Origin of the sequence: Skermanella stibiiresistens SB22 (assembly GCF_000576635.1) — a bacterium.
GTDB classification, from domain to species: Bacteria; Pseudomonadota; Alphaproteobacteria; order Azospirillales; family Azospirillaceae; genus Skermanella; species Skermanella stibiiresistens.
The window spans coordinates 1-4,268 of record NZ_AVFL01000083.1 but is presented as its reverse complement, the minus strand read 5'-3'; the positions used below and the strand labels follow the sequence as shown (position 1 = coordinate 4,268).

The 4,268-nt window shown below is 62.1% G+C and carries 3 protein-coding genes; all 3 read left to right on the top strand.

Annotation, left to right across the window (positions count from 1 at the left end):
* Window positions 1-503: 503 nt before the first annotated feature.
* A complete protein-coding gene (locus N825_RS37450; protein ID WP_084165450.1) occupies window positions 504-2,384 on the top strand; it encodes a S8 family peptidase in 1,881 nt (626 codons plus the stop codon).
* A gap of 71 nt (window positions 2,385-2,455) precedes the next feature.
* Window positions 2,456-2,827, top strand: coding sequence for a S8 family serine peptidase (locus tag N825_RS35445; RefSeq protein WP_037462263.1), 372 nt, complete (start codon window positions 2,456-2,458; stop codon window positions 2,825-2,827).
* Window positions 2,828-3,042: 215 nt separating this feature from the next.
* Window positions 3,043-4,268: ISKra4 family transposase (locus tag N825_RS35440; protein ID WP_198039085.1), on the top strand; the 1,226-nt coding region annotated here is incomplete at its 3' end.

The following is a 4,268-nucleotide window of genomic DNA, read 5'->3' as shown; positions in this document are numbered from 1 at the left end:
TGGGAGGAGAATCGCCCGGCCGCTTTCCGCTTCATCGAACGGTTCCTGAGAACGGAGGTGGGCTGAATTTTATCAAGCACTTGATGTACACTGCATATTTACTGGTATAGCCGTACACTCTGAAGTATACATACCTATTTTATCTCCGGAATGCGCGCTTGTATGCTATGGTAATTTCAAGATCATTTTGCTGTTGGACAGTGATGATCAGTGCCGGTTAGCATTCAATATTGCTGACCAATATTTCTGGCAACGAATTATATATCCACAGAAACGCCTATTCCGCACTTTCCAACGTTTCGGAAAAGCATCGACTGTATCATCGGCTTGCGGATTTCCGACCATGATACCGATATCGGACCGAAGCAGGGATTTGGCTGACGGCTCGGGATTTGTGAGCGCCGGGCGAACCGACAAAGGATGTTGCATCCCCCCGGCAGCATCTTCCGGCGATTTCGTCCTTCGGGTGGATCACTGAAGAAAAGCTAAGAGGGACAAGTGACATGGCTGTTCATGCTTTGAAGAACCGGCTTCTACTTGGCACCGCTATTCTGTTGACCCTTGCAGGCGTGGATGCCGCATTGTCGCAGACTCCGACATTCACAGCCCCGGCGCAGCCGGAAGTCGTTCCCGGTCAGTTCATCGTCAAGTTCCGCGACCAGGCCGCCCTGTCCCGCGCGAGATCGGCGTTGGCGCAGTCCGATTTCCAGGTCGTCGGAACCCTGGACCTGATCAATGCACAGGTTATCAGCATTGACCCGGGTGCGGATATCGGCGCTCTCGGCAGCGGCCTCAGCCTTCTGCCGCCTTACGAGTTCATCGAGCCGGTCTACCGCTACCATGTCCAGGTCGAGCCAGGCGACACGGACTACGCACAGCAATGGGCTTGGCCGAAGATCGCCGCCCCGGCCGGGTGGGACATCCAGAAGGAAAGTCCCGACGTGGTGGTCGCGGTGATCGATACCGGTGTCGACTACCGTCACGCGGACCTCTCGGGGAACATCTGGCGGAACCCCGGTGAAACCCCCGGCAACAACAACGACGACGATGGAAACGGCATCGTCGATGATGTCCACGGCGCCAACTTCGTCCCCGCCACGCCGACCGGCGACCCGATGGATGACAACCGCCATGGCACCCATGTTTCAGGCACGATCGGCGCCATGACCGACAATGCGCTCGGCGTCTCTGGGGCGGCGTGGAAGGTGCAGATCATGGGAGTGAAGTTCCTCGACGCCAACGGCTCGGGCACCACGGTCGGCGCGATCGACGCCATCCAGTACGCCGTGGAGAAGGGTGCCCACATCATGAACAATAGCTGGGGCGGAGGCGGCTTCTCGCGCGCGCTCCAGGACGCGATCGCCGAGGCGGAGAAGGCAGGGATCCTGTTCACGGCGGCGGCGGGCAACAACAACCAGGACAATGACGTCACGCCCTTCTATCCGGCAAACTACGATGTGCCGAACGTCCTGTCGGTCATGGCGACCACCGAAACAGATGGCAAGGCGGCGTTCTCGCACCGCGGCGCGACGACGGTCGACGTGGGCGCGCCCGGCGTCAACATCCGGTCGACAACTCCGGGCAACAAGTACGACAACTTCAACGGCACCTCGATGGCAACGCCGCATGTGAGCGGCCTTGCGGCACTCATCAAGGGGCAAAACCCGGACATGAAGTCCGCCGAGATCAAGCGGCTCATCCTGCAGACCGCCGACCCCGTGCCGGCCCTCACCGGTCTCAGCGTCACTGGCGGCCGCATCAACATGGAAAAAGCGCTCGCGGCCAACGGATGCGCTGCCGAACCGGCGCGCGAAGCATACCAGGAATTCTTTTGGCCCGAGCGGCGCACTTTCAACACCAATTCCAATGTCGTCTCGGTGCCGTTCAACCTGCCCCATCCGATGTATGTGGACGTGACGGTCAACGGTTCGGCGCGCCGGACTGCGGGCAGCGGGACGACAACCTTCCGTACCGGCGTCTACACGGGCGCGGAGCCGAACGTCATGTGGACGGGCTCGTACCGCACCAACTCGTTCACCGCCAATGGCGAAAGCACGCACCTCTCCTCCGAGTATTCGCTCCGGCTGCCAGCCGGCCAGTATACTATCTACTGGAAGCTGTGGCCGAGCGGCGCCACCATGGAATTCGATTCCGGCACCATAACGGTCCGCGCGTTTCCTTGCTCCGCTGGAGGCAAGCTTGCCGAAATGGTGATGGCTGCTGCCAGTTCGGTGGAGGTGGCCAGTGCCGAGCCGAACGGCCTGATCACATCCGTATCGTCGGCGGGGCAGGCGGAGCGATTCGGCAACCTGACGGTCAGGATCGATGAGAAGACTGGCGAAAGCGTGACTGTTCTGGAGAACAGCATCAGCGGTTCGCGATGATCGATCGCGGGACCCGCTCCCGCACCCGCTTCAGGAAAATTCGGGATTGCCGAGAACAGAGGTAAGGTCGCATGGCGGGTTGGGAGAAGGCGTGCATGGCGTTTGCGTTGGCAATCATCGTGGGAGGGACCACAGGACCGCTCCTTGCTGAGCAGCCCGCAGCTTCCCAGCCGCAGCCCAAGCCGGTCATGACGGAGGATCTGCTGGTCAAATTCTCAAGCGATCTGTCCGAAGAGGAGATACAGGCGATCAACGACCGTCTAGGGGTGGAAGTGGTGGATCGCACCCGGGACGGCCGGTTCTATCAAATCCGAGTGCCCGAGCCACGGACGCTGGCCGACATTCAGAAGGCATATGAGGAAACCAGCGGCATCGAGTATGTCGAGCGGTCGGTGAGATACCAGATCCAGCCGGAGAAGGACGATCAAGGCAGCAGACAGTAATACGGCACCCGGCTTTGGTGCGTAAATCAGGTTCGCACGGCCGGTCCGGGCAGGTGTATAGAGACCGCCCCGCTGGGGACTGCCGAGCGATTGGGGGTGCGGTGGCGGGCAGGGTATGACCGGCCGAGTTTTTGGTTGGTTGGGGATCGGGAATGGGGTGGATTTTGCGCCTGGTGGAAACAGGGGTCGATGGGTCGAGCCGAAGCGTCGACGTGATGGCGATCGACTGCCCCGGTGATCTGGGCGACATCGCGGCTCTGGGCTTGACCCTGGCGCAGGGCAAACGGCTTGTGGCCCTCGTCCAGCAGGAAATCGTCACGGCCCAGATCCGGGATCATGCGGTCCGACGGCCGCTGTGTCGCTCCTGCGGAACCGCGTGCCAGCTCAAGGACTATCGCCCTCACCAGATCGCCACCGTGTTCGGTCAGGTCACGCTTCGGTTACCCCGCTACCGCTGCGCCGGTTGCGGCGGCGCGGAGGCTGGGCACGGCTGGCCGTCTCATTGCCGCTCGACGCCTGAACTCGACCAGGTCCGGGCGCAGTTTTCCGCCTGCATGCCGTACCGGGTCGCGGCCGGCGTGCTCGAACACCTTCTGCCAATCGATGCCGGGAGCGACCCTGAGACCCTGCGCGCCTGCACGCTCAAGGTCGGCGAAGAACTGCGGGGCGCCGCTCCGGCTGAGCCGGCGGTCGCAGCCTCGTCGATCACCCTGACTTTGGATTCAACTTTCATTCGGAGCTGTGAGGATGGTCAGCGGCATCTCGAAATCCGCCTCGGCAATGTCGAAACATCTGACGGAGCTCGTCAGGTGTTCGCCGCAGTGGCAAAGACTGACACCGCGATCGAGGCGATGATCCGGCGCGGCCTTAGGGAAGTCGGCCAGACCGCCGACACCGGGATCATCGCGTTCACCGACGGCTGTTCCGGGTTGCGCTCGATCCTGATCGATGCCGGTGTCACGACGCCGCCGTTTCTGGACTGGTTCCACATCGCCATGCGCCTGCAGCATGCCGGGAAGACAGCCGGCACCCTGCCGGCCGATACTCCGGAGGGGGAGACTGCCAGGGCGGTGATCGTCGCCGAAGTCGACCGCCTGCGCTGGCGGATCTGGAACGGCAAGGCCAAGGATGCCAAGGTCACTCTCGAGCGTATCCGCACAGTCATGCCTGTCTTCCAGGGCGAACAGGACAGCCGGAAGAGGGAGCCGTCGTCACGCCGGCTGTGGACGGCGCTGCGCGAGATCGACCGTTATCTGACCAGCCAGAGTGCTTGGCTGGTCAACTATGCCGAACGCTATCGCGCCGGTCTGCGGGTCGGCACATCGCTCACCGAAGGTACGGCCAACTTCCTGGTCAACCGCCGCATGACCAAATCCCAGCAGATGCGATGGTCCCGCCGCGGCGCCGATCTCCTGCTCCAGGTCCGCTGCGCCGGCTTGAA